Here is a 22,831-nt window from a genome sequence, read left to right as displayed (position 1 = left end):
CGCGGGTATTGACCGGGATCGGTTCCGTCACTAGCTTCACTTACATACCGACCGGAAGGGAAGTCGACGATGACGGCATCGGTGAAGCCCACTGGCCCTACCCGCGCGGAGTTCTCGGAGCGGCTGCTGAAGGGCTCGGTCAAGAAGTCCTACGCCCCGGTCGTCGACATCGACTGGGACGCACCGCTCGATCCGGACAAGTTCTACCTGCCGCCGAGAATCGTGTCGCTGTACGGAACTCCGCTGTGGGACACCATGTCCCGCAAGCAGCAGATCGAGCTGTCGCGACAGGAACTGGTCAACACACTCTCGGCGGGCATCTGGTTCGAGAACATCCTCAACCAGGCACTGCTGCGCAAGATGATGCACCAGGACCCGACCGCCCGCTCCACCCACTACGAGCTGACCGAGCTGGGCGACGAGACGCGCCACATGATCATGTTCGGCAGGGCGATCGAGCGGGTGGGCGCGAGGCCGGTCCGCCCGAAGCTCTACCAGCGCGTCATCATCAACATGTTGCCGATGGCGTTCCAGGGCTCACTGCTGTGGGTCGCCGCCCTGATCGGTGAGGAGATCTTCGACTCGCTGCAGCGCCAGATGATGGACGACCCCGAACTGCAGCCGATGGTGCAGCGGCTGATGCGGATCCACGTCACCGAGGAAGCCCGCCACATCCAGTTCGCCCGCGACGGACTGCGCAAGCGCGCACCTCACATGCGGCGCGCCGGCAGGGTGTGGGCGGCCAACATCAACGGCGCGGGCGGACTGTTCTTCCGCCACCTGTTCAGCAACCCGGTGCCCTACGCACGCGCCGGCCTCGACGCACGCGAGGCGCGCCGCCTGGTCCGCGCCAGCGCACACCGCCGCGAGGTGCAGATCACCGGCTTCGCCCCGCTGGCCGCCTTCCTCGACGAGGTCGGGCTGCTCGGGCCGGTCGCGCGGCGGCTGTGGCGGCGCACCGGCTTCCTGCCGCAATGACCCACCGCGTCGCCATCGTCAGCACCGGATCAGGCTCCCGCACGCGAGATGTGTTGCAGCACAGCGGCCTCACCGACGTCATCGTCCTCAACGGGGTGACCGACCGGTCCTTCGACAGCACCGCGCACACGTGGACCCTGCGCACCGCCGACGGCGCCGAGCATCACGCGCAGATCGTCGTCGATGAGCAGCCGGCCGAGCACACCCCCGCGCCCTACCTCGGCATCGCCGTGCACGGGATGCCGAACCACTTCCTGCTCAACGGAGCAGACCACGGTGGAAAGTCGCGCTACATCGTCGAATGCCTGCGCACGATGGAAAGCCGTGGCAGCACCCGCATCGAGGTGCGCCACAGCACCCAGCAGGTGTACAACGACAAGTCCGGCAGCGGCCGCGAGGTGATCCCCTGGCGGCGGCTGGCCAGGAAGATCCCCTCGGCGTTCCACATGAGCTCCTACCCGACGCTGGACGACGAGGTCTTCGACGGACCGGCCCGGCTGCGCGTCGGTGACGACGAGTTCGACGTACGGGCCCGCCTTTCCGGCCACCTCGATCCCATCGACGGCAGATACCATTGGCAGGGAACGCTTTTCGGTGATCTTCCCGAGGAGCTGGTGAGCAGCACCGTGACCGTCGGCATCGGCGACCGCCACGCCGATGGCCGCATCACCGAGCGCACGCCGACGGGTTACTCGGTGACGGGCGCCGGCGCTCCGCCCTTCCCGCTCGACGACGTCGAGGTCACGCTGCCGCAAACCTGATGCGGCGGGTTAAGACGGCCCACCGCGCTCGGCGGCGACCTGAGCGCCGACCCGATCGCTCGCGGTTCCGCCGTCGTCCTCGCGGCTCAGCGCATCGACGACCTTGTCCGTCTTCTCGTCGGGCATCAGTGGGGGCAGCAGCGGCGTCGCGGCGTCGACCATCGCCTCGATGACGAACGGTCGGTCGGCGCTCAGCGCCCGCTCCCAGGCCTCTGCGGCCTGACCGGATTCGGTGATGCGGGCGCTGCCCAGTCCGAGCAGCTCGGCGTATGCAGCGTAGGGAAACTCCGGAACATTCTGAGAGGCCGGGAATCTGGGGTTGCCCTCCATCTCCCGCTGCTCCCATGACACCTCGGTCAGGTCGCGGTTGTGCAGCACCAGCACGACGAATCGCGGGTCGGACCACTCGCGCCACCGGTCGGCGAGGGTGATGAGTTCGAGCAGTCCGCTCATCTGCATGGCGCCGTCGCCGACCAGCGCCACGACGGGCCGGTCGGGTGCGTCGAGTTTCGCGGCGATGCCGTAGGGCAGTGCGCATCCCATCGACGCCAGGTAGCTCGACACGTGGGCGGGCACGCCGCGGGGAAGCCGCAGATGTCTGGCGTACCAGTACGTCGACGACCCGACGTCGACGGCCACCCGTGCGTCATCGGGCAGCATCTCCGACAGCGCGCCCACCACGGCCTCGGGGTTGGCGTCCGTTCCCACCACGCCGCGGCGGTCGGCCGCGATCTCCGTCCAGTGCCGCACCCAGTCGTGTACGCGGCGCTGCCAGTCGCGGTCGTCCTTGCGGGCGAGCATGGGTAGCAGGGCCGAAAGAACGTGTGCGGCATCGCCGATCACCGGCGCCTCGACGGGGTACTTGGCGCCGACGACGCGCGCCTCGACGTCGATCTGCACCGCGCGGGCCTGCCCGGGTGCGGGGTAGAACTCCGTCCAGGGGTCGTTGCAGCCGACGATCAGCAGCGTGTCGCACTCGGCCATCAGGTGCGCGCTCGCCGTGGTGCCCAGATGGCCCATCACGCCGGTGTGCCAGGGCGCCGACTCGTCGAGCACCGGCTTGCCGAGCAGCGACACGGTGACGCCCGCGCCCAGAATGTCAGTGACCGCGGCGATCTCGTCGGCCGCGCCTGCGCCGCCGCGGCCCACCAGCAGGGCGATCCGCTCCCCCGCGTTCAGCACGTCCGCGGCCGCGCGCAACTGCGGTTCCGGTGCACGCACCTGCGGCCTGGCCGCGACGGCGGCCGACGGCACCACCCCGTGACTGTGTTCGAGCTGCTCGGGCATCGCCGCCTGCTGCACGTCGTGCGGCACGATCAGACACGTCGGCGTCGAGGTCGCCAGCGCGGTGCGCATCGCGTTGTCCAGGGCCATCAACGCCTGCTCGGGGGCGAACACCGTCTGCACGTACTGCGCGCAGACGTCCTTGAACAGCGCGTGCAGGTCCACCTCCTGCAGGTAGCCGCTGCCGAGGGCGGTGCTGACCACCTGCCCGACGATCGCCACCACCGGCCTGCGGTCGAGCTTGGCGTCGTAGAGGCCGGCCAGCAGGTGGATCGCGCCCGGTCCCTGAGTGGCTGTGCAGACGCCGACAGAACCGGTGTATTTGGCGTGTCCGCATGCCATGAATGCCGCCATCTCCTCGTGCCGGGTGGCGACGAACTCCGGCTCACCGGAGCGCTGCAGCGCGCCGAGCAGGGTGTTGATGCCGTCCCCCGCATAGCCGAACACGCGGGTGATTTCCCAGTCCCGCAGTCGCGCCACGAGCGCGTCAGCGACTGTCTGCTCCGATGCCATGCCGTCGGCTTACCCCGGCGGCCGCGATCAACACCACCGCGAGCACTGCGCCGACGGCGCCCGAGACGAGCAGCGGCACCGTTCCGTCGGTGCCCCAGGCGAACCCGGCCCACAATCCCGCCGTCAGGACGGCGAATCCGCTCAGGCCCTGAAACAGGCCCTGCGCGCTGGACTGCACGTCGTCACCGACCAGCGACGAGATCCAGGCCTTGCCGACGCCGTCGGTGCAGCCGGTGAACAGTCCGTACGCGCCGATGAGCAGCCACGCCAGCATCGGGTCGGTGGTGAGACCCAGGCCGGCGTACCCGATCGCGAAGAACACCAGCCCGACACCGAACACCGCGGGCCGCCCGATCCGGTCGGCGAGCAGCCCGGCCGGGAAGCTCGCCACCGCATACACCAGGTTGTAGGCGACATAGGCCAGGATCACCTCGGGCACCGAGAAGCCGATCTCGTTGAGCCGCAACAGCAACAGCGCGTCCGGAAAGTTCACCAGGCCGAAGACCACCAGCAGTGCGGTGACACGCCAGTACCGCCGCGGCAGGTCGCGAACGCGGGAGAACAACGGCTGCCGGTGCGGCCGCGGCGCGACGCGGCGCTTCTCCCGGACGAGGAACACCAGCGCGACGCTCAGCACGGCCGGCACGGCCGCCACCCACAGCAGCGGGGCGATCTGTTCGTCGAGCAGGTGGTATCCGGCGAGCCCGAGCAGCGGTCCCACCACCGCGCCGAGGGTGTCCATCGCCCGGTGAAAGCCGAATACCCGGCCGCGTGCGGTGACGTCGACGTCCACCACCAGCAGTGCGTCGCGTGGGGCACCGCGGAGACCCTTACCGAGCCTGTCGACCACCCGCCCGGTCAGCACACCGGGCCAGGCACCCGCGGCGGCCACGATCACCTTGCCGAGCGCGGCCACGCCGTACCCGGTCGCGATGAGCGGCCTGCGGGCGAACCGGTCCCCCAGCGGGCCTGCCGCCAGTTTGGTCAGAGACGCGGCGCCCTCGGCGGCACCCTCGACAGCGCCGACAACGGCAACCGGCGCACCCAGCACCGAGGTGAGGTAAATCGGCAGCAGCGGGTAGAGCAGTTCACTGGCGCAGTCCTGCAGGAACGACACCGCCGACAGCACCCGGACGTTGCGGGTGAGCCAGCCCCTGGGCCGGGGGGTGTGCACCTAGGTCATGATGCCCGACGACTCAGCTGGGATTCTCGTTCGTCAGCGCGTGGAATCCCTTCGCCTGGGCGCGGGCCAGGGACGCACGGACCAGGCCGACGATCATGCCCTGCACGGCGGCGGCGATGAAGATCTCCTTCGCGGAGCTCTGCAGATCCATCGGTTCCGGCGGCTCCTGGCCGGACGGGTTCGCCCGCTGCCAGATCTCGGTGAAGATCTTCCCGGCCAGCAGACCTCCGACGATGCTGCTGGCAAGGGCTAACGGCTTGTACATGGTTTTGGCGGCGCTCACGCTGACGAAGTTCCCGGGTGAGCCAAAGCCAAACCTCGAACTAGAACACGTTCTAGTATTCCGGGGACACCCGACAACGAGGAGACGACGTGCGGTTCACCTACGCCGAGGCCATGACCGACCCGACGTTCTACATTCCCTTGGCGAAGGCGGCCGACGAGGCGGGCTACCACGCCATGACCATCCCGGACAGCATCGCCTACCCGTACGAGTCGGACTCGACGTATCCGTACACCCCCGACGGCGACCGCACGTTCCTCGACGGCAAGGCCTTCATCGAGTCCTTCGCGCTGATCGGTGCGCTGTCCGCGGTGACCACGCGGCTGCACTTCAACATCTTCGTACTCAAGCTGCCGATCCGCCCGCCCGCCCTGGTGGCCAAGCAAGCCGGCTCGCTGGCCGCGCTGTTCGGCAACCGGCTCGGCCTCGGCGTCGGCACCAGCCCGTGGAAGGAGGACTACGAGGTGATGGGGGTGCCGTACGCCCGCCGCGGCAAGCGGATGGACGAGTGCATCGACGTCATCCGCGGCCTCACCACCGGCGACTACTTCGAGTACCACGGCGAGTTCTACGACATCCCGAAGACCAAGATGACCCCCGCCCCGAGCGAGCCGATCCCGATCCTGATCGGCGGGCACGCCGAGGCGGCGCTCAAGCGCGCCGCCCGCAACGACGGCTGGATGCACGGCGGCGGTGACCCGGAGGAACTCGACGGCCTGATCAAGCGCATCCAGCAGCTGCGCGAGGAGGAGGGCCGCGACGGCCCGTTCCAGATCCACGTCATCTCGATCGACGGGTTCAGTGCCGACGGCGTCAAGCGCCTGGAGGACAAGGGCGTCACCGACGTCATCGTCGGCTTCCGCATCCCCTACATCAAGGGACCGGACACCGAGCCGCTCGACGCGAAGATCCGCAATCTGGAGTGGTTCGCCGAGAACGTGATCGCCAAGCTGTAATCCGGTTGCGATGCGGCCGTATGGGTAACCGCTCATAGATGGCCGGTACGGACGAGCAGCACAACGGCGCCCTCAGGGGCGTGGTGGCCGTCGGCGCATCGGCGGGTGGAGTGGAGGCGTTGAGCACGCTGGCCGCCGGCCTCCCCGCCGACCTCCCCTACGCGGTCGTGATGACGCTGCACCTTCCGCCGACCTCCCCCAGCGTGCTGCCCAGGATCATCGACCGCGCCGGACCCCTGTCCGCCGTCCCTGCCGCCGACGGCGCACACCTGCAGCCGGGCCAGATCACCGTCGCCGTACCAGGCCGCCACCTCCTCGTCGTCGGCCATCACGTGAGGCTCTCGGAGGGCCCGACGGAGAACGGCCATCGCCCGGCGATCAACGCCCTGTTCCGCTCGGTCGCCCTGGCGTTCGGGCCGCAGGCCTTCGGAGTGCAGATGTCCGGCGTGCTCGACGACGGCGTGCTGGGGCTGGCCGCGATCCGTTCCCGGGGCGGGACCACCGTCGTCCAGGATCCCGACGACGCGGCGTTCCCGGCGATGCCGCGCAACGCCATCAACGCCGGCGTCGTCCATCACCAGGCGCGAGCCACCGAGATCGGCGCGCTGCTGGCCACGCTGGCCGACCGAGAGACCGAGGAACGCGAGATGGAACCCGACATCGGCATGGAACTCGAGAACCGCATCGCCATGGGCAGCAGATTCGACATGTCCATCGACTCCGAGGCCCTCGGCCCGCCGTCGGGGTACACCTGCCCGGACTGCAACGGCTCCCTGATGACGGTGAGCGAGACCGGCTTCCGCTGCCGGGTCGGTCACGCCTGGTCGGCCGAGACGCTGCTCGCCGCGCGCGACGACGAGATCGACAACGCGTTGTGGATCGCCCTGCGCAGCCTGCAGGAGAAGGCTCGGATGGCGCGAAAGCTGGCGGACAATGTGGGTCCCGGTCTGTTGGGCAAGCGCTATTCCGATGTGGCCGACGAGGCCGAGCACGCGGCGACGGTGCTGGGGCAACGACTCGCGGCCGTGACCCCGTCGGCAGGGGGGCAGGGTGACCGCTGACCCGGGCGAGCTGACCGTGGCCACCACTTCGGTGGCCGAGGCGACGGTGCTCACCCCCGACGGCGTGCTGGACACCACCACGTATCTGCCACTGCGAGACAGCATCATCAAGGCCGCCCTGGACGAACCGCGCGCGGTGATCGTGGACATCGCGCACCTGGAGGTGCCCGCGCAGTCCGCGCTTGCGGTGTTCACCAGTGCCCGCTGGCACGTGCAGCGCTGGCCGGAGGTGCCGATCGCACTGGTCTGCGAGCACGCCGACTCCCGGGATGCCGTCGTACAGAACGGGGTCGCGCGCTATGTCCCGGTGTATCCGACCGTCGACGAGGCGCTGCAGGCGTTGTCCGGTCCGGCCAGGCCGTACCGGCGTCGCGCCCGCACCGAGCTCCCCGCCGATGCGTCGAGCCTGCGGCGATCACGCGACCTGGTGGCGCTGTGGCTGACGGCGTGGTCGCACCAGGATCTGGTGCCGGTCGCCAAAGTGGTGGTCACCGTCCTGATCGAGAACGTGCTCGCACACACCGACGGCCCGGCCGACCTGCGGGTGGAGACCGATGGCACCGCGGTGACCGTGGCGGTCGCCGACGCCAGCCATGTCCAGCCCGGCCTGCGCGAGGATCCCGCGGCCGACCCCGGCCCGTCCGGCCTCCAGGTGGTTGCCGCCCTGTCCCGGATGTGGGGAACCGCGCCGACGCCGACGGGCAAGACGGTGTGGGCGGTGGTGGGCTCGGAGAACCGGTTGTAGCGCGTAGCCTTCGGAACGCGGCGTATGGTCGGCGCACGGCACGAATCGGACAGCGGGGACATCACCGTTAACGGCGAGACAGACGAGGCATTCGAGGCCCTGCTGCGCTTCCTGCGCGATTCCCGGGGCTTCGACTTCACCGGCTACAAGCGGACGTCGCTGATGCGGCGGGTGCGGCACCGAATGGACCAGGCCGGCTACCAGAGCTTCGAGGAGTATCTCGATGTGCTGCAGGCCAGCGCCGACGAGTTCGCGGCGCTGTTCAACACCATCCTGATCAACGTCACCGCGTTCTTCCGCGACCCGCCGGCGTGGGACTTCGTCCGGGATCACGTGATCCCGGCCCTGCTCGCCGATCGCGGACCCAACGACCCCATCCGGGTGTGGAGCGCCGGGTGCGCGTCGGGTGAAGAGGCGTACAGCATGGCCATCCTGCTGGCCGAAGCCGTCGGACCGGAGGCCTTCCGGCGCCGGGTGAAGATCTACGCCACCGACGTCGACGAGAATGCTCTCGCCGCGGCGCGGGCGGGCTATTACTCCGAGAAGGACCTCGAGGCGGTGCCGAAGGCGTTGCGGGAGCAGTACTTCGAGGCCAGCAACGGCCGGTTCGGCTTCCGCAAAGATCTCCGCCGCGGGGTGATCTTCGGACGCAACGACCTGGTCAAGGATGCGCCGATTTCCCGTGTCGACCTGCTCAGCTGCCGGAACACCCTGATGTACCTCAACGCCGAAACGCAGAAGAACGTGCTCGACAGGCTCCATTTCGCGCTCGCGCCCCAGGGCGTGATCTTCCTCGGGCACGCCGAGATGCTGCTGAGCCACACCGACCGGTTCACCGCGATGGACATGGACAGCCGGGTCTTCCGCAAGGCGCCGGGCTCGCACACCAATCTGGAGCGGTACAACCCGAACAAGCCCAGGGCCCGCCAGGGCGATCTGTCCGGTCTGGATCCGTTGCGCGACATGGCTTTTCGCACCGGTCCCGTGCCGCAGATCGTGGTGACCGGTGACGACACCGTCGCGATGATCAACGAGCAGGCCGAGCGCATCTTCGGCCTGTCGCTACGCGACGTGGGCCGGCTGCTGCGTGACCTCGAGGTGTCCTACCGGCCGATCGAGCTGCGGAACTACCTGGAGCAGGCCAAGGCCGAGCGCCGGTCGGCGATCATCCAGGACGTCCAGTGGCAACGTGCCGGATCCGCCACCACCTGGTACGAGGTGCACGTCAATCCGCTGCTCGATCCCGACAACACGGCCGTCGGGGTGTCCATCGCGTTCTTCGACGTCACCACCACCCGCGGACTGCTGGACAAGGTGACCGAGGGCAGCAGGCAACTCGAATCCGCCTACGAGGAGCTGCAATCCACCAACGAGGAACTCGAGACCACCAACGAAGAGCTGCAGTCCACCATCGAGGAACTCGAAACCACCAACGAGGAACTGCAGTCCACCAACGAAGAGCTCGAGACGATGAACGAGGAGCTGCAGTCCACCAACGACGAGCTGCACACGATCAACGACGCGCTGCGGGAGCGCGGCATCGAACTCGACCAGGCGAGATCCTTTCTGGGTTCGCTGCTCACGTCGATCCATCTGGGAGTCATCGTGGTGGACCGGGAGATGCGGGTCGTCGTGTGGAACCGCGGCTCCGAGGACCTGTGGGGCATCCGGTCGGACGAGGCTACCGGTGCGCCGCTCGGCGGCCTGGACATCGGCCTTCCGATGGCCGAGGTGAAGCCACTGATTGGGCGGGCGTTCGTCGACCCCGACGCCACCGACGAGACCGTCATCGAAGCGATGAACCGACGTGGTCGCACCATCTCGCTACGGGTCACCTGCCGGGCCTTCGTCGAAAGCGGTGCCGTCAATGGCGCGCTGCTGCTGATGGAGGCGAAAGGATGAGTGCGTAGGCGTCTAATTGAGCCTGCGGGAGTCCTCGTTCTCGAGTCTGGTCTGCTCGACGGCCGCGGCGTCGTGGTGTTCCGCGGCGGCCCGGTGGCGCGCCGCGGCGTCCTGGTGGTCGCCGGTGTCGCGCTCACCGGCGGACATGGCGGCCTGCTCGTGCGCCGCCGCCGCGCGGCGGTGCGACTCGCCCGCCTCCGCGTGCCTGCCCGCGGACGCCTTGTGCGCCTCGACGGCCCGGGCGAGCGCCTGTTCGGCACGGCGGCGAGCCTGTTCGACTGTCTTCGCGGTGGACGTCACGCCATGGGCGAGTTGGTCGCCGCGCCTGCGCAGTTCGTCCGCACGGGCGGCGGCGGCCCGGCCGCGGGCGATCGGCGATTCGGCGTCGGGCTCCGGCTCGGGCGTCATCGGACAGGATGATCTCTGTCGACGAGTCGGTCGGCGGCTGGGTCGGCACCCGAGATCCGACCCAGCTCGCGGGTCACCTCGGCGAGCTGCTGCGCGATCTTCTCCTGGGATGCTGCCGACACGGCGATCCGTTCCGTTGGTGAGTCAGCCCAACGCTACGCCGAATCGAGGCCCCGTCAGGTGATGCGTCAGTCTCGAAGGGTGGCGTGCGGGCTGCGCCCGTACGCCTCGCGGTACATCACCGCGAACCGGCCGGTGTGGGCGAAACCCCACTTCGCGGCGATGGCGGTCACGGTGTCGCGTTTGCGGTCACCGGCGATCAGGTCGCGGTGCGCCTGAGCCAGGCGGATGCGACGCAGGTACTGCAGCGGTGTCGTCTCCAGGTGGCGGCGGAACATGTACTGCACCGCCCGCGGCGAGACGTGCACGGCCAGCGCGATGTCGTTGAGCGCGATGTCGCTGGTCGCGTTCTCCTCGATGTAGGCGATGGCACGACGCAGCAGCAGCGGCGTGGCGTCGGTGCGGTCATGCGCCGGCGAGTCGTCCGGGACGACGCCCGGGAAGGTCGACAGTGTCACCGCGCCGAGCAGTCGCCCGGCATGCCCCAGCACCAGCGGCGTCGCCTTCGCATCGTCGGCGAGCACGCTGTCCCGGATGTAGGTCACGGTGTCGCGCCACATCTTGGCGGCGGCCGCGTTGACCGGGGTGAACTGCTCGAAGCGCAGCGAACGGGACCGGACGGACTGGAGCTTGCCGTGTGCCGCACCGACGACGAGCGCGGGATCCAGCAGCAGCACCGTCGCGGTGAGGTCCTCGGAGAGTGCGTCGTACGGCAGAGCGGGATGAGACATCAGTGCGACGTCGCCCGCACCTGCCGCGCCGTCGATTCCGTCGCAGTGGCCGGACACCCGCCCGGCACTGGGCCAGACCACCATGACCCGGTTCAGCGCGTCGGGTTTGGCCTCCACCGTGCCCGGCATCCGCATCTCGTCGATGACGAACGCGCCGGCATCGGTCCGCCCGTGGCGGAGCAGTGGCGACTCGCCGGCTGGTTCGGTCGTGCGATGGAGACGCATCCGCGCCTGATAGGCCGCGTCGAGATACGGCCCGACCTCTGTGGGATCGCTCAGTTCGACTCTGGATCGAGTCGGCCGGCTGTGGATGTTCGTGTGTTTGTCGATGATGATCACCTCAGCGGGGTGACGCAGTTCGGAGCTTATGCTGAACCCCCGGGACTGCCGCCCAGCTTAGCCGGTACCAGCGTTCCCGGCCCGGATGTCACACGTTTGTCAGACTTCTCCAGCCCATCGGCACGGTGGTCTAATCTGCCGGCCGGGCCAGCGCGGCATCGATCGCCGACGGGCTGAGCACCCGGTCGAGCACCATGGCGGCGCTGCCGATGACGCCGGCCCGGTCACCGTAGGTCGAGGGCACCACCTGCAGCGTCCGCGTCGCCAGCGCCGTCGCATTGCCGTACAGGCTCGCGCGCATGCCCGCGACGAAGATGTCGTAGGCGCCCACCATGTCGCCCGCCACCACCAGCACCGCCGGGTTGAGCAGGTTGACCGCGCCGGCGAGCACCTCGCCGACGTGGCGGCCGCTGTCGCGGATCTGCCTGCGGGCCTCGGCGTCCCCCGCATTGGCGAGGTCGACCACGTCGCGCAGGTGTCCGACGTCGCGGCCCTGCGCCCGCATCGCCGCGACCAGGGCCCAGCCCCCGGCGATCGCCTCGAGGCACCCGGTGTCGCCGCAGCGGCAGGGCGCGCCCGCGGCCGCCGCCGTCTTGTTGTGGCCGAACTCCCCCGCCGCCTGCGCGGCGCCCCGCAGGAGCGCGCCGCCGGCGATGATGCCCGCGCCCAGCCCGGTCGACGCCTTCACCACCAGCAGGTCGTCGATCGGCGGACCCTCCCCGCGGCGTTCGGCGAGTGCGATGGCATTGGCGTCGTTGTCGATCACCACCGGCGCCGCGGTGAGGTCGCGGAAGTAGGGAGCGAGCGGGATGCCGTCCCATCCCGTCATGACCGGTGAGTCCAGGCTCGCGCCGCGGGTGCCGTCGATGCTGCCGGGCAGGCTCAACCCGACACCGAAGACCCTGTCGCGCGGCCGCCCGGACTCGCGCAGCAGCTCGTCGAGGCGGGCTGTGACCAGTGGCATCAGGTCGTCGGGCCGGCATCCCGGGTCCTGATCGATGTCGCCGACGGCGAGCATGTCGCCCGCCAGGTCGCACACCGCGAGGCGGACCCGGCTGCGCCCGATTGCGGCCGACAACACCACGCCCGCGTCGGCGTTGAACGACACGAACGACGCGGGCCTGCCACCCGTCGAGGGTGCCTGTTCCCGCTCGTCGACCAGGCCGTGCGCGGCGAGCGCGACCACTCTGGCCGACACCGCCGTACGGGACAGCCCGGTCAGCTGACCCAGTTCGCCGCGCGTGACGTCGCGCCGCTCCCTGATCAGCGCATACAACTCGCCGGCGGACGCCGGTGAGAGTCGCAGTGCGGGCACAGTTGCAGCGTAACCTCGACCACTTTCGTCTTTCAAGTGCCTAACTCAGTTGGCCAACGGGCAGAAGTCTCGTTACCGTGGCCGCATGAGTGTTTCCCTGGATCGGCCTGTCTCGGTCGTCGCGCCCGCCCCGGCCGTGCGGTGGCTCGCGGTGTTCGCCCTGGCACTCGGCGGGTTCGGCATCGGTACCACCGAGTTCGTCGCGATGGGCCTGCTGCCCGACATGGCGGCGAGCCTGGGCATCAGCGAGCCGACCGCCGGCCACGTCATCTCCGCCTACGCACTGGGCGTGGTGGTCGGCGCACCACTGATCACCGCGCTGACCGCCCGGACGAACCGCAGGACGCTGCTCCTCGGCCTGATGACGGTGTTCACGGTCGGGAACCTCATCACCGTCCTCGCCCCCACCTACGGCACCCTGATCGCGGCCCGCTTCGTCGCGGGCCTGCCGCACGGGGCGTTCTTCGGGATCGCGGCACTGGTCGCCGCCCACCTGATGGGGCCGAAGAACCGCGCCAAGGCGGTCGCGCACGTGATGACCGGCCTGACCCTGGCCACCGTGCTGGGTGTGCCGATGGCGTCCTGGCTGGGTCAGTGGCTCGGCTGGCGGGCCGCCTTCGCCCTCGTCGTCGGCATCGGCGCGCTGACCGTGACGGCGCTGTGGTTCTGGCTGCCCTCACTGCGGTCGATGCACGCGACGAGTCCGAAGACCGAACTCGGCGCGCTGCGCCGGGTCCAGGTCTGGCTGGCGCTGCTCATCGGCATGGTCGGCTTCGGCGGGATGTTCGCCGTCTACACCTACGTCGCGACCACCATGACCGACGTCGCCGGCCTGTCCCGTCAACTCGTCCCGCTGGCGCTGATGATGTTCGGTCTCGGCATGGTGGTCGGCAACTTCGTCGGCGGCTGGGCCGCCGACCGGTCGGTGGTCCGCGCGCTCTACGCCTCGATCGGGACGCTCGCCGTGGTGCTGGCATTGTTCGTCGCGGCGGCCCACCACCCGGTCACCGCGCTGATCGGGCTGTTCGCGGTGGGAGCCGCCGGGTCGGCGGTCGCCCCGGCGCTGCAGACCCGGCTGATGGACGTCGCGCACGGCGCGCAGAGCCTGGCCGCGGCGCTGAACCACTCGGCACTCAACATCGCCAACGCCACCGGCGCCTGGGTCGGCGGGCTGGTGATCGCCGCCGGGTACGGCTACACCGCGCCCGCCGCCGCAGGGGCTGCGATGGCCGTCGCGGGGCTCGTCGTGCTGACCCTCTCGGTGGCGCTGGGGCGACATTTGATCAAATGACCCCCATGTCCGTACTCGACGCGTTCCGCCTGGACGACAAGGTCGTCATCGTCACCGGTGCCTCCTCCGGGCTCGGGGTGTCGTTCGCCCGGGCGTGCGCCGAGGCAGGCGCCGACGTGGTGCTCGCCGCCCGCCGAGTGGAGAAACTGGCCGACACCGCCGAACTGGTGCGCGGCGCGGGCCGCCGGGCGCTGACCGTCGCCACCGACGTGGTCGTCCCAGAACAGTGCCAGGCGCTGGTCGACGCCGCGATGACTGAGTTCGGCCGCGTCGACGTGTTGGTGAACAACGCCGGTGTCGGCACCGCCGTGCCCGCCACCCGGGAGACGCCCGACGAGTTCCGCGCGGTGGTGGACATCAACCTCAACGGCTCCTACTGGGCAGCGCAGGCCTGCGGACGGGTGATGGAGCCCGGCAGCTCGGTGATCAACATCTCGAGCATCCTCGGCATCACCACGGCGGGCCTGCCGCAGGCGGCCTACAGCGCGAGCAAGGCCGCGATCTCCGGACTGACCCGGGACCTGGCCCAGCAGTGGGGCGTTCGCAAGGGCATCCGGGTCAACGCGATCGCGCCCGGTTTCTTCAAGTCCGAGATGACCGACCAGTACAAGCCGGGCTACCTCGAGAGCGTGATCGAACGGGCCGCCCTAGGTCGCGTCGGTGACCCGGCGGAGTTGGCCGCCACGCTGGTGTGGCTCGCCTCGCCGGCCGGCGGGTACGTGACGGGCCAGACGATCGTGGTGGACGGCGGCGTCACCATCACCTGACCGCACCATTCTTTATGCGTTTCCTATGAGCTGCTGGGCTATTCTTCGACGCCTTCATAGATTGGTTGTACGAGCTTCTCCAACCAATCTCTCGGAGGTACGAAGAAATGAAGAAATTCGCCGTCGCCGCGATCACCGCGAGCGCCCTGGCCTCGATGACGCCGGCGCTCGCCGCTACCGCCACCGCGGCTCCGACCGGGTGGTCGGACGCCGAGCAGACCGTGGACACGCTGCGGAGCAGCGGGTATCGCGTCCAGGTCAATCGTAGCGGCACCGCTCCGCTGTCCGAGTGCACGGTCGACTCGGTGCGCAGGGGACCAACCGCCATCGGCCCCAACGTCGGGCCTCCCTCGGATACCCGGAACATGGCGGTGACGGTGGTGGTCGACGCTAATTGCTGAATCCGGCGTCGCACCGATGCGAATTCATGGCATGGACTCCCGTGCCATGAATTCGCATTTCTATTTCAATACGGGCTTCAATTCGTGCGCCGCGATCAGCGCCGGCAATCGAATGCGGAATGTGGTCGTGCCGCCGCCGGAATCCGCCGTGATCGACCCGCCGTGAGCCTCGATGATCGACGCCGTGATGGACAGTCCGAGGCCGAAACTGCCGGCCTCCCGGGAGCGTGACTTGTCCGCCCGGACGAATCGCTCGAACAGATGCGGGAGCAGATCGGGCGGGATGCCCGGCCCGTCGTCGACGACCGTCAGCTCCACGTGCCCGGCCCCGTCACCGTCCCGGCCGACGGTCAGCGCGGTGGTGACCGTGGTGCCGGCCGGGGTGTGCACCCGCGCGTTGGCCAGCAGGTTGGCCACCGACTGGTGCAGCCGCGCCCGGTCGCCGCGCACGAGAACCGGGCCCGTGACGTCAGTCACCCAGCGGTGCGCCGGTGCGGAGACCGCGGCGTCGTTGACGGCGTCGACCACCACGTCGGCGAGGTCGACATCGGTGCGGTCGAGGTCGTGCCCCTCGTCGAGGCGGGCCAGCAACAGCAGGTCGGCGACGAGCGCGTTCATCCGGAGCGCCTCGGCCTCGATGCGGGCCAACGAGTACTCCGTCGTCTCGGGCAGCACCGCACTGTCCTGCCGGGTCAGCTCCGCATAGCCCTGGATCGCCGCCAGCGGGGTGCGCAGTTCGTGGCTGGCATCGGTGATGAACTGCCGCATCCGGCGGTCCGAGGCGGCCACGTCGCCGAGCGCCCGCTCCACGTGGTCGAGCAGCCGGTTCAGCGTGTCGCCGACGAGGCCGACCTCCGTGCGCGGATCGGTGTCCCCCGCGGGCACCCGCGGGGTGATCGCGTAGTTGTCCCGGTCGAGGGGGATCAGCGCCACCTCGGCGGCGGTCGCCGCGACGCGGCGCAGCGGGCGCAGGGCGAAGCGGACGATGGCGACCGTGCTGCCCGCCGTGATCAGCAGCGCAAGCACGGTGAGGCCGGTGACGATCGCCGTCTCCCGGATCATCGCCTCCCACGCCGGGGTGCGTGACACCCCGGTCACCAGGATCTCCCCGCCGTCACCGGGACGACTGGTCATCCGGTACCAACCCAGACCCGGCAGTTCGACGCTGCGTGCCTCGGCGCCGTCGGGCGCCGTGTCGGCAACGGCCTCCACGGCGTCGGCGGGAACCGGTTGCGCCTCGCCGTCGACGAAGTACGCCGAGTCGACCACCTCGCCGCCGCGGATCAGCGCGATGACGTTCCCGGGCGCCTGGCCGACGAAGTTCGCCAGCGGCTTCGTGGTGCCCGGCGGCGGCAGCTCACCCGTCGTGGGCAATGGCGTGCTGCGGTACTTGGCCACGCCGTTGCCGAAGTTGTCGGCGGCGCCCGACAACTGGCCGTCGATGATCCCGAGCACCGAGGTCCGCAGCGTCAGCACCGACATCGTCCCGATGGTCGCCACGGCGAGCATCACCACCAGCGAGACGCCGACGACGAGTTGCCGCAGCAGGGTCCAGCTTCGCCAGATGCGTCTCATTCCGCGGGCCGCAGCAGATAGCCGACCCCACGCACGGTGTGGATCATCGGGTCCCGGCCGGCGTCGATCTTCTTGCGCAGGTAGGACACGTACAGGTCGACGACGCTCGACTTGCCGCCGAAGTCGTAGTCCCACACCCGGCGGAGGATCTCGTTGCGGCTCAATGCCTTCCGAGGATGCTGCATGAGGTAGCGCAGCAGCTCGAACTCGGTCGAGGTCAGCGGGATCGGGACGCCGGCCCGGTACACCTCCCGGCTCGTTCCGACGAGCTCGAGATCCCCGACGGTCAGGTGCTCTTCGGAGTCCGGGGTGAGGTAGGCGTTGCGCCGCAACAGCCCCCGCAGTCGCGCGACCAGCTCCTCGAGGCTGAACGGCTTGGTCATGTAGTCGTCGCCGCCGGCGGTCAGCCCGGTGACCCTGTCGCGCACCGAGTCCCGCGCGGTGAGGAAGAGGATCGGCGTGTAGGTCCCCGACGACCGGATCTGCTGCAGCACCCCGAAGCCGTCGGTGTCCGGCAACATGATGTCGAGCACCAGCACGTCCGGACCGTGCTCGCGGTACTTGTCCACCGCTTCGCGGGCGTCGTGCGCGACCTCGATGGCCCAGCCCTCGTACTGCAGCGCCATCCGGACCAGATTCGTCAGCGCGCGCTCGTCGTCGACCAGCAGGACGCGGATGGGTGACCCGTCGGGCCGGTACATCCGCGGCAGCTGCCCGAGGACGGGCCGGCGTGGACCGGTACCGCTGTCGGTCGGCACAGTCGTCATCCGATCATTCTCGCGAGCGCCACGGGGCCGGTCACGCGTCTCATAGAGATTTCACATGTGCGCCGGCTCGCCCGCGCGGGTATGCGGTCGCCGTGGCAGATCAGTCCTTCGACTTCCGGTTCGACCCCCGCTATCGGATCGCGGCGCTGCCGTTCGGCATCTGGCCTTCGCGATGCGGCGTCGATCTCGGCCCTGATCGCATCACCGCCCGGTTCGGGCCATGGCGGTTGGAGACGACGTTCGACAACGTCGCCGAGGTCGAGATCACCGGGCCGTACCAGTTCATCAAGACGGCAGGCGCCGCGCACCTGTCGATCGCCGACCGCGGCCTCACCTTCGCGACCAACGGCGACCGCGGGGTGTGCCTGCAGTTCCGGGCGCCGGTGCCGGGCATCGAACCGACCGGACGCCTCCGGCATCCCAGCCTCACGGTCACCGTCGCCGACTGCGACGGATTCGCCGCCGCGGTGCGCGAGCGCCTGCCCTGACGGCCGGCGCTGCGGCGACCCTTACCCGGCGGACAGCAAACCCTTCCCCCACGGCGCGAGATTCTGGCTCGGCGGCGATTACCCGGGCGGGACGCCCTCGCGACGATGGATGACGTCCTGCTGTACACCGCACAGAATCAAGGAAGTCTGATGTTCGCGACAACACCGACCGGCCCGAGCCGCCCCGTATACGACGAAACCGTGCGCATGCGTACCGCCGACCTGCCGGTGAAGCCGCTCGTGACTCACGTCCCCTCCCCCGACGTGCCGATGAAGGCGCTGCCGAAGGCCGTCAGCGGCTTCGACGGCAAGACCGTGCGGCTGCGGCCCGTCGAGATCATCGGCACCGTGTCGGACACCGTCCGGCAGCGCTACATCGACCTGGCCAAGAAGCCGAGCCCGCCCACCAAGTGGGCCATCGCCCGGGTGCTGTTCGTGCTGTTGCTGGCATCCATGCCGATCCTGGCCATTCCGGTCGAGGTGTTCGGCCTGGTTCACCAGAGCACGACGTCGATCGTCATCATCGCGCTGCTGGCCGTGCTCGGCGCGATCATCGCGTTCGCGCCGCACCGGATCGACATGGTGGTCGGGCGTGGCCTGATCGCCGGCATGGTCGCCTGCATCGTCTACGACGCGGCGAGGTTGTTCGCCGTGCACGTCTTGAAACTGATGGGCGACTTCATCCCCGTGATGGGTTCGTTCGTCACCGGAGAGCCCGAGACCAACGGCAGTGCCGCGGTCGGCTACGTGTGGCGTTACATCGGCGACGGCGGCGGCATGGGTGTGGCGTTCTTCATCGCCGCGTTCGCGCTGGGCATCGACCGGTGGAAGAGCGTCTACGCGGTGCTGGCCTTCGTGGCGATGTCCGTCTTCCCGCTGTGGAGCGGACTGATCGGCACCGTCGTCGTGGCGCCGCGCGGCGAGGAGATGATGTTCGACCTGAATCCCGCCACGTTCACCATCACGCTGGTCGGGCACGTGATCTTCGGTCTGGTGCTCGGGCTGGCGTTCCTGAAGGCGCCGCGCGGCGCCGGGCACAGCGAATGGCCGTGGCCGCCGATCCTGGAGTCGGCGAAGGTCAAGCGGATGATCCCGCAGGCATGGAGAGCCACCCACCGCGCGCCGCGCGCGTGATCTGACGGTGGGCGAGCCGCGGGTCGTCGGGGACCACTCCGACGGCCCGCGGTGGCGCGTCCGCCGTGTTTGCGCGCAAGGACCGGCTCCGTGGGCGAAGATTGCTGCGAAGGAGGTCCCCACTGTCATGTCGTCGCACCTGGAAGTCCTCCGGCCGTCGGGGCGGGAGCTCGTCCCGCTGACCGGCCAGCGGGTGACCCTTGGCAAGTCGTCGACCAACGTGGTGGCGCTCGAGCACGACGAGACCGTGTCGCGCCTGCACGCCGTCCTGGAGAACCTCGGGTTCGCCTGGTCCATCCGGGACCTCGGCAGCCGCAACGGGACCCACCTCAACGGCGAGAAGATCACCGCCGAACGCGTCCTGCGGTCCGGGGACGAGGTGCGCATCGGGAAGACGAAGCTGGTCTTCTGGGAGGTCAGGGACTCCGGCGGCGCCCTCGACGAGGAGACCGTCACCGCCCAGCCCGCCGAGGTGCCGCCGCGGCTGACCCCGCGTGAGGTCGACGTGCTCGTCGTCCTGTGCCGGCCCCTGGTCTCCGACGACCCGTTCCCGGAACCGGCATCGGTGCGGAAGATGGCCGGCGAACTGTTCGTCTCCGAGGCGGCCGTCAAACAACACCTGCAGAATCTCTACGACAAGTTCGCCGTCCCCGCCGAGGGCGACCGGCGGGTGCGGCTGGCCAACGAGGCACTGCGGCGTGGCGCCGTCACCCTCGCTCAGCTGCGCGCTACGTGAAGTCGAGCGCCTCGACCGTCGCGACCGGGCCTTCGTGCGTCGGCCGGTCGGCGCCCCCGATGCAGTACACGGTGGAGCCGACGGCGGCCACCACCTGACCGTGCACCGGGGTGTTGATCGGCGCCACGGTGGACCACTTGCCGGTGTCGATGTCGTAGATCTCGACGGTGGCCAGCACGCGCGTCGGTTCCTCGCCACCGACGGCCACGATCCGCCCGTCGACCAGCGCGGCGCCGTAGCTCCCGCGCGCAGTCGGCATGTCCGGCAACCGTTCCCACGTCCCGGCCTCCGGGTCGAAGCGCTCGACCGCCGAGGAGTTCTCGTCGGCGGTCAGTGCCCGCCCGCCCACCGTGTAGACGTAGGTGCCGTCCGACACCGCCACGAGATGCTCACGCGGAGTGGGCAGGTCGGCCGCCGTGGTCCAGGACTCGCCGTCGAACACCTCGGTCGCCGTGACGAGCTGCTTGTCGTTCTGCCCACCGACGACGACGAGCTTGTCGTCGACGACGGCCGCCGACGGTGCCGCGCGGGCGAATCCGAGGCTCGGCAGTTCCTCCCACGCGCCGCCGCGCAACGCGAAGACCTTGTTCGACGCCTCGGCGACGGTGTCGGTGGCGCCGCCGATCACGATCATCTCGCCGCGGAAGGCCGCCGCCGTCGCGTGGTGCAGGGGTATCGGTAGTGGCGGATGCTTCTGCCACGCACCGGTTTTCGGGTCATAGCTCTCGACGGTGTCGAGGGACTGCGAGTGTCCCAGCATGCCGCCTGCGATCCAGATCTCGTCGTCGAGCACGGTCGATGCCATCATCAGCCGCGGCGTCTGCGCGTCCGGCAGCGCCCGCCATGCCGCGGCGGGCTGTGGCCTGCGCGGCGCCAGCTCCAGCGCTTCGGCGGACGAGGTGACCTGGTCGTCGCCTGCGCCGGTCGACCCGCTGATCGCGTACACGGTCTTGCCCACCGCCGCGACCCCCGAACCGTGCCTCGCGGTGCCGAGATCCGGCAGGTCGCTCCACGTGGAGGTGGTGAGATCGAGCGCGGCGACACTGTCGAGGACCCGCCCGCGGGACATGCCCCCGACCGCCACCAGCCGGGCGTCGGTGACGGCCACGCCGAAATCACTGCGCGGCAGCGGAAGATCGGGCATGGCCGACCACCTGTCCGCGATCGGGTCGTAGGCCTCGACCGCCGCCAGGTCGGCGGTGCCGTTGGTGCCGCCCACCGCGTACATCAGCTTGCCGTCCGACGCCGCGCCCAGCAGCTGCCGCGGCGTGGGGATGGGGGCAGCCGGCTTCCAGGAGGTGCCGTCGTAGACCTCGGTGGTGTTCAGCAGTCTGCCGCCGGAGTCCACCCCGCCGGTGACGACGATGCGGTCACCGACCACGGCGGCCGCCGCGGCGGCCCGCGGTTGCAGCAGCGGCGGGAGCTCCACCCAGCGGCTGTTGACCACCCGCCAGACCCGGTTGGTGGCGATCCTCTCGTCGGCGCCCTCGGTGCGCCAGCCGCCGAGCACCACCGGAGTGTGCTGCCAGGTGACCGCCGCCGCGTGCTGGACGGGGACGGGCAGGTCCTCGCCACCCTTCCAGCTGTCGATGGCGGGGTCGAAGCCCTCGTGGCCGCCGCTGACGCGGTTGTCCGCGCCCACGCCGCCGAAGATCCAGATGGTGCCGTCGGCCTGAGTGGCCGCGACCGCGTCCCGCGCGACCCGCGCATCGGCGACCGGTTCCCAGACGGGCGGCGGTTCAGCGGTCGGACGGCTCGACGCGGCCTCCGTCGGCGGTGCGGCGTCCTGCGACGAGGTGACCATGACGATGCCGCTGATCACCAGGAGCAGCACCGCCACGATGGCGGCTCCGGCGATCAGCAGCCTCTTGCCGTCGCGCTTGGCGGGCGGGCCGGGATCGGACTCCATCACCCGCGGGGGTTCGGGGACCTTCGGTGGGATCTGCGCGGCCTGCCACGGCAGGCTCGACCCGCTGATCGAGGTGGTGTGCGCGAACATGCCGGGGACCGGCGGCGGAAGGCCGTCGTCCGGTGACTGCGCACCGGAGCCGGACGGGTCGCCGGCGTCACTCACCAGCGGCAGCGCCTGCGTGCCGTCCTCCTGCTCCGGTGCGGGACCGGCGTCGCTGAGCGCCATCGGGTCGGCGGTCAACCCGTTGTGGCCCTGTGCCAGTTGCAGTTCGCGGCCGAACTCCGCCGCAGACGCCTGCCGGTCCCCCGGCTCGCGCGACATCGCCTTCTCGATGGCCGCGCAGACGTCGGCCGGGATGCCCTGCGGACGCAGATCCGGCACCGGCGTCGACGTGATGCGCAGGTAGTGCGCGATCAGGTCCTCGTCGGCCTTGCGCTCGTGCGGTGGCGTCCCGGCGATCAGCGCGTAGAGCGTCGCGCCGAGGGAGTACACGTCTGCCGCGACCGTGGGCGGGTTGCCCGCGAGCACCTCGGGTGCGGTGTAGGACAGGGTGCCGGTGAAATAACCGGTCACGGTCTTGTATCCGCCGGTGATGCGGGCGGTGCCGAAGTCGCTGAGCTGCGGTTCGCCGTAGTCGTTGGCAAGCACGTTGGCCGGCTTGATGTCCCGGTGCAGTGTCCCGGTCCGGTGGGCGGTCTCCAGCGCCCCGGACAGTTTCACCCCGATGCGCAGCGCCTCCGGCCACGCGATGCGGCCTTCCCGGCGTAACCGTTCCGCGAGCGAACCCCGTGGGTGGTACGGCATCACGATGAACGGCCGGCTGCTCTCGGTCACGCCGACCTGCAGGATGTTCACGATGTTCGGGTGCCCGGACAGCGCTCCCATCGCATAACCCTCGCGCAGGAACCGCTCCCGGTCGTCGTCGTCGAGATCGGAGGCCAGCACCTTGATGGCGACGCTGCGGCCGAGGGACTTCTGATGGCAGCGGTAGACCACCCCGCCGCCACCGCGGCCCACTTCGCTCGCGTCCCCGAAGCCGGCGGCCGCCAACTCGGCCGCTATCCCGCCCGCCATGGTGTCTCGCCCTCCGGTGACATGCCGATTTCCTTCGGTTGAAGGTACCGAGCAAACATTCGGAAAAGATGAAATTCCGCATCACTCGCCGGCGCGCCGGGAGGACC

21 protein-coding genes are annotated in these 22,831 nt (G+C 69.8%); 12 read left to right on the top strand and 9 right to left on the bottom strand.

Features of this window, described 5'->3' with window-relative positions:
- Positions 1–69: 69 nt before the first annotated feature.
- Both ACPCHZ_RS09310 and ACPCHZ_RS09305 read left to right on the top strand, forming a co-directional pair.
- A complete protein-coding gene (locus ACPCHZ_RS09310) occupies positions 70–978 on the top strand; it encodes an AurF N-oxygenase family protein (protein ID WP_423484457.1) in 909 nt (302 codons plus the stop codon).
- Complete coding sequence (locus tag ACPCHZ_RS09305; RefSeq protein WP_423484456.1) at positions 975–1,739, top strand: DUF4873 domain-containing protein; 765 nt, start codon at positions 975–977, stop codon at positions 1,737–1,739. Before ACPCHZ_RS09310 ends, ACPCHZ_RS09305 begins: the two co-directional genes overlap by 4 nt.
- Positions 1,740–1,748: 9 nt before the next feature.
- Here ACPCHZ_RS09305 and ACPCHZ_RS09300 read toward each other — a convergent pair whose 3' ends face one another.
- The 3 genes from ACPCHZ_RS09300 to ACPCHZ_RS09290 are packed head-to-tail and all read right to left on the bottom strand — an operon-like array spanning position 1,749 to position 5,002.
- Positions 1,749–3,536 (bottom strand): thiamine pyrophosphate-requiring protein, encoded by a 1,788-nt coding sequence (locus tag ACPCHZ_RS09300; protein ID WP_423484455.1) that lies wholly within the window; start codon positions 3,534–3,536, stop codon positions 1,749–1,751.
- Positions 3,511–4,710 (bottom strand): MFS transporter, encoded by a 1,200-nt coding sequence (locus tag ACPCHZ_RS09295; protein ID WP_423484454.1) that lies wholly within the window; start codon positions 4,708–4,710, stop codon positions 3,511–3,513. The genes ACPCHZ_RS09300 and ACPCHZ_RS09295 overlap by 26 nt, the downstream gene beginning before the upstream one ends.
- A 22-nt stretch (positions 4,711–4,732) precedes the next feature.
- Positions 4,733–5,002 (bottom strand): DUF4235 domain-containing protein, encoded by a 270-nt coding sequence (locus ACPCHZ_RS09290; RefSeq protein ID WP_264010719.1) that lies wholly within the window; start codon positions 5,000–5,002, stop codon positions 4,733–4,735.
- Between the two features lie 89 nt (positions 5,003–5,091).
- Between ACPCHZ_RS09290 and ACPCHZ_RS09285 the strand changes: the two genes are divergently transcribed.
- The 4 genes from ACPCHZ_RS09285 to ACPCHZ_RS09270 are packed head-to-tail and all read left to right on the top strand — an operon-like array spanning position 5,092 to position 9,666.
- Positions 5,092–5,958 (top strand): TIGR03619 family F420-dependent LLM class oxidoreductase, encoded by an 867-nt coding sequence (locus ACPCHZ_RS09285; protein WP_423484453.1) that lies wholly within the window; start codon positions 5,092–5,094, stop codon positions 5,956–5,958.
- 38 nt (positions 5,959–5,996) lie between these two features.
- On the top strand, positions 5,997–7,019 hold the full coding sequence (locus ACPCHZ_RS09280; protein WP_423484452.1) for a chemotaxis protein CheB: 1,023 nt from the start codon (positions 5,997–5,999) through the stop codon (positions 7,017–7,019).
- Entirely contained in the window at positions 7,009–7,764 is a 756-nt protein-coding gene (locus tag ACPCHZ_RS09275) for an STAS domain-containing protein (protein WP_423484451.1), read from the top strand. The genes ACPCHZ_RS09280 and ACPCHZ_RS09275 overlap by 11 nt, the downstream gene beginning before the upstream one ends.
- A gap of 24 nt (positions 7,765–7,788) precedes the next feature.
- Positions 7,789–9,666, top strand: coding sequence for a CheR family methyltransferase (locus ACPCHZ_RS09270; RefSeq protein WP_423484450.1), 1,878 nt, complete (start codon positions 7,789–7,791; stop codon positions 9,664–9,666).
- A 12-nt stretch (positions 9,667–9,678) separates the two neighbouring features.
- On the opposite strand, the gene ACPCHZ_RS09265 is transcribed toward ACPCHZ_RS09270, so the two are convergent.
- The 3 genes from ACPCHZ_RS09265 to ACPCHZ_RS09255 form a co-directional block, all read right to left on the bottom strand.
- Positions 9,679–10,074 carry a hypothetical protein gene (locus ACPCHZ_RS09265; protein ID WP_423484449.1) on the bottom strand — a complete coding sequence of 132 codons (396 nt, stop codon included), beginning with the start codon at positions 10,072–10,074 and terminating at the stop codon, positions 9,679–9,681.
- A gap of 188 nt (positions 10,075–10,262) precedes the next feature.
- Positions 10,263–11,150 carry a helix-turn-helix transcriptional regulator gene (locus ACPCHZ_RS09260; RefSeq protein WP_423484448.1) on the bottom strand — a complete coding sequence of 296 codons (888 nt, stop codon included), beginning with the start codon at positions 11,148–11,150 and terminating at the stop codon, positions 10,263–10,265.
- 244 nt (positions 11,151–11,394) lie between these two features.
- Positions 11,395–12,579, bottom strand: a complete 1,185-nt coding sequence (locus ACPCHZ_RS09255; RefSeq protein ID WP_423484447.1) for an ROK family protein — start codon at positions 12,577–12,579, stop codon at positions 11,395–11,397.
- 85 nt (positions 12,580–12,664) lie between these two features.
- Between ACPCHZ_RS09255 and ACPCHZ_RS09250 the strand changes: the two genes are divergently transcribed.
- The 3 genes from ACPCHZ_RS09250 to ACPCHZ_RS09240 all read left to right on the top strand — a co-directional run bounded on the left by ACPCHZ_RS09250 (position 12,665) and on the right by ACPCHZ_RS09240 (position 15,038).
- Positions 12,665–13,870 carry an MFS transporter gene (locus tag ACPCHZ_RS09250; RefSeq protein WP_423484446.1) on the top strand — a complete coding sequence of 402 codons (1,206 nt, stop codon included), beginning with the start codon at positions 12,665–12,667 and terminating at the stop codon, positions 13,868–13,870.
- A 5-nt stretch (positions 13,871–13,875) separates the two neighbouring features.
- Positions 13,876–14,637, top strand: a complete 762-nt coding sequence (locus ACPCHZ_RS09245; RefSeq protein WP_423484695.1) for an SDR family NAD(P)-dependent oxidoreductase — start codon at positions 13,876–13,878, stop codon at positions 14,635–14,637.
- Positions 14,638–14,744: 107 nt separating this feature from the next.
- Positions 14,745–15,038 (top strand): hypothetical protein, encoded by a 294-nt coding sequence (locus tag ACPCHZ_RS09240; protein WP_423484445.1) that lies wholly within the window; start codon positions 14,745–14,747, stop codon positions 15,036–15,038.
- A gap of 60 nt (positions 15,039–15,098) precedes the next feature.
- On the opposite strand, the gene ACPCHZ_RS09235 is transcribed toward ACPCHZ_RS09240, so the two are convergent.
- The gene (locus ACPCHZ_RS09235; protein ID WP_423484444.1) at positions 15,099–16,613 is read right to left on the bottom strand and encodes a sensor histidine kinase; all 1,515 of its coding nucleotides are present in this window, start codon (positions 16,611–16,613) and stop codon (positions 15,099–15,101) included.
- Positions 16,610–17,380 carry a response regulator transcription factor gene (locus tag ACPCHZ_RS09230; RefSeq protein WP_423484443.1) on the bottom strand — a complete coding sequence of 257 codons (771 nt, stop codon included), beginning with the start codon at positions 17,378–17,380 and terminating at the stop codon, positions 16,610–16,612. Before ACPCHZ_RS09230 ends, ACPCHZ_RS09235 begins: the two co-directional genes overlap by 4 nt.
- Before the next feature lie 92 nt (positions 17,381–17,472).
- Between ACPCHZ_RS09230 and ACPCHZ_RS09225 the strand changes: the two genes are divergently transcribed.
- The 3 genes from ACPCHZ_RS09225 (at position 17,473) to ACPCHZ_RS09215 (ending at position 19,738) form a co-directional block, all read left to right on the top strand.
- Positions 17,473–17,868: a hypothetical protein gene (locus ACPCHZ_RS09225; RefSeq protein ID WP_423484442.1), complete on the top strand. Its 396-nt coding sequence runs from the start codon at positions 17,473–17,475 to the stop codon at positions 17,866–17,868.
- Positions 17,869–18,075: 207 nt separating this feature from the next.
- Positions 18,076–19,002: a hypothetical protein gene (locus tag ACPCHZ_RS09220; RefSeq protein WP_423484694.1), complete on the top strand. Its 927-nt coding sequence runs from the start codon at positions 18,076–18,078 to the stop codon at positions 19,000–19,002.
- Between the two features lie 127 nt (positions 19,003–19,129).
- Complete coding sequence (locus ACPCHZ_RS09215; RefSeq protein ID WP_423484441.1) at positions 19,130–19,738, top strand: FHA domain-containing protein; 609 nt, start codon at positions 19,130–19,132, stop codon at positions 19,736–19,738.
- On the opposite strand, the gene ACPCHZ_RS09210 is transcribed toward ACPCHZ_RS09215, so the two are convergent.
- A complete protein-coding gene (locus ACPCHZ_RS09210) occupies positions 19,731–22,724 on the bottom strand; it encodes a Kelch repeat-containing protein (protein WP_423484440.1) in 2,994 nt (997 codons plus the stop codon). The two genes, ACPCHZ_RS09215 and ACPCHZ_RS09210, sit on opposite strands and share 8 nt — an antisense overlap.
- Positions 22,725–22,831: the final 107 nt, after the last annotated feature.

Origin of the sequence: Mycobacterium sp. NPDC050041, from assembly GCF_049541695.1 — a bacterium.
Classification (GTDB): Bacteria; Actinomycetota; Actinomycetes; order Mycobacteriales; family Mycobacteriaceae; genus Mycobacterium.
The sequence above is the reverse complement of the archived record's forward strand: the minus strand, read 5'-3'. Positions and strand labels throughout refer to the sequence as shown.

What these genes read in the sequence shown, in the direction of transcription:
- ACPCHZ_RS09210 (WP_423484440.1), bottom strand. Translation starts at nt 22,724, where the DNA reads ATGGCGGGCGGGATAGCGGCCGAGTTGGCGGCCGCCGGCTTCGGGGAC.
- ACPCHZ_RS09230 (WP_423484443.1), bottom strand. Translation starts at nt 17,380, where the DNA reads ATGACGACTGTGCCGACCGACAGCGGTACCGGTCCACGCCGGCCCGTC.
- ACPCHZ_RS09270 (WP_423484450.1), top strand. Translation starts at nt 7,789, where the DNA reads ATGGTCGGCGCACGGCACGAATCGGACAGCGGGGACATCACCGTTAAC.
- ACPCHZ_RS09280 (WP_423484452.1), top strand. Translation starts at nt 5,997, where the DNA reads ATGGCCGGTACGGACGAGCAGCACAACGGCGCCCTCAGGGGCGTGGTG.
- ACPCHZ_RS09305 (WP_423484456.1), top strand. Translation starts at nt 975, where the DNA reads ATGACCCACCGCGTCGCCATCGTCAGCACCGGATCAGGCTCCCGCACG.
- ACPCHZ_RS09310 (WP_423484457.1), top strand. Translation starts at nt 70, where the DNA reads ATGACGGCATCGGTGAAGCCCACTGGCCCTACCCGCGCGGAGTTCTCG.
- ACPCHZ_RS09260 (WP_423484448.1), bottom strand. Translation starts at nt 11,150, where the DNA reads ATGCGTCTCCATCGCACGACCGAACCAGCCGGCGAGTCGCCACTGCTC.
- ACPCHZ_RS09240 (WP_423484445.1), top strand. Translation starts at nt 14,745, where the DNA reads ATGAAGAAATTCGCCGTCGCCGCGATCACCGCGAGCGCCCTGGCCTCG.
- ACPCHZ_RS09215 (WP_423484441.1), top strand. Translation starts at nt 19,130, where the DNA reads ATGTCGTCGCACCTGGAAGTCCTCCGGCCGTCGGGGCGGGAGCTCGTC.
- ACPCHZ_RS09250 (WP_423484446.1), top strand. Translation starts at nt 12,665, where the DNA reads ATGAGTGTTTCCCTGGATCGGCCTGTCTCGGTCGTCGCGCCCGCCCCG.
- ACPCHZ_RS09220 (WP_423484694.1), top strand. Translation starts at nt 18,076, where the DNA reads ATGCGTACCGCCGACCTGCCGGTGAAGCCGCTCGTGACTCACGTCCCC.
- ACPCHZ_RS09265 (WP_423484449.1), bottom strand. Translation starts at nt 10,074, where the DNA reads ATGACGCCCGAGCCGGAGCCCGACGCCGAATCGCCGATCGCCCGCGGC.
- ACPCHZ_RS09245 (WP_423484695.1), top strand. Translation starts at nt 13,876, where the DNA reads ATGTCCGTACTCGACGCGTTCCGCCTGGACGACAAGGTCGTCATCGTC.
- ACPCHZ_RS09235 (WP_423484444.1), bottom strand. Translation starts at nt 16,613, where the DNA reads ATGAGACGCATCTGGCGAAGCTGGACCCTGCTGCGGCAACTCGTCGTC.
- ACPCHZ_RS09300 (WP_423484455.1), bottom strand. Translation starts at nt 3,536, where the DNA reads ATGGCATCGGAGCAGACAGTCGCTGACGCGCTCGTGGCGCGACTGCGG.